The 766-nt window shown below is 66.7% G+C and carries 1 protein-coding gene; it reads right to left on the bottom strand.

Going from position 1 to position 766, the window contains the following annotated elements:
• Positions 1-39 precede the first annotated feature (39 nt).
• Positions 40-766: hypothetical protein (locus IG02_RS37435; RefSeq protein WP_234315035.1), on the bottom strand; the 727-nt coding region annotated here is incomplete at its 5' end.

The raw sequence follows: 766 nt of genomic DNA, 5'->3' as shown, positions 1-766 counted from the left end.
CCTCCTCACTGACCAGCGCCGTCCGACCACCCGACGGCATCAGATGCACCAGCTTCTTCGCATGCAGATACGACCGCATCTTCTGCTCACGGTCCCGCACACCATCCGCATGCGACATCCATGACGATCCGACACCAACGGCCGGGACGCCACATCACTGTCCCGGAACGTCGTCCCGTCCAACGCCGTCCACACACGATCCACACGCGGCACGGACACCGTCGTCGGGCGGAACGGCACCCACGACCCGAGCGGATGCTCCGGACCATGATCGATCAACGCCGGAACATGCTCACGCTTCTTGTTCCGCACCAGACGGCCGTCACCACTGGTCGCCCACACCGGCCGCCCCAGCCGGTTCGCGACCGCCCGCAAGAACTCCAGATTCCGCTCATTCGCCAGATACGGCACCACCAAAACAACCGGCATGCCCTTCGGCAGCTTCGCCAACTCCGGATCGCCCGCCAGCTCCGCCGCCAACTGCTCGGCGTCCAGCACCCGCCCATCCGGGAAACGCACACCACCCGGATCGTTCTCACCCCACACCGCATACGCCGCATCACCCCACGGCGCCACCGCATCCGCCCCCGCCACCTCCTTCAGCGGAGACCCCGGCAGCTCCTCAAAGACACGCACCCGCCCCAGCCGCAGGTGACGCACCTTCTCACCCGTCAGATTCCGCCCACGCGGCGCACCCGACGGACTCACCATCAACGACTCCGCCGACCACGAAGCACCCGACGAAGAACCACCCGCCTCACCAATC

Source organism: Streptomyces sp. NRRL F-5135, assembly GCF_000719775.1.
GTDB lineage: Bacteria > Actinomycetota > Actinomycetes > Streptomycetales > Streptomycetaceae > Streptomyces > Streptomyces hebeiensis.
The sequence above is the reverse complement of the archived record's forward strand: the minus strand, read 5'-3'. Positions and strand labels throughout refer to the sequence as shown.